The organism is Mesorhizobium sp. M00.F.Ca.ET.216.01.1.1 (assembly GCF_004010325.2).
Lineage (GTDB): Bacteria > Pseudomonadota > Alphaproteobacteria > Rhizobiales > Rhizobiaceae > Mesorhizobium.
Map to the genome: position 1 here is coordinate 1 of NZ_SADR02000662.1, position 278 is coordinate 278.

The window sequence follows — 278 nt, forward strand, 5'->3', positions numbered from 1 at the left end:
TCCACGCCTTTATGGCCGCGGGCTTATGGAAGGACAGGCGCGGTGAGAACCTGCTCGATTCCGGCGCACCCTTCTACGACACCTATGAGACGGCGGACGGCCGGCATGTTGCGATTGGCTGTCTCGAACCCCGCTTCTTCGCCGAATTCGCCAGCCTGCTGCCGCTCGACCGCGCTTTCGTCCACAGCCAGTACGACCGGAGCTCCTGGCCTCAGATGCGAGCCGCCATAGCCGCCAGGATCAGGCAAAAGACACGCGACGAATGGGCCGGATATTTC

The 278-nt window shown here is 62.9% G+C and carries 1 protein-coding gene; it reads left to right on the top strand.

What is annotated here, in order from left to right; genetic code table 11:
* Window positions 1–11: 11 nt before the first annotated feature.
* On the top strand, window positions 12–278 hold a 267-nt coding region (locus EN859_RS37840), incomplete at its 3' end, for a CoA transferase (RefSeq protein ID WP_245525909.1).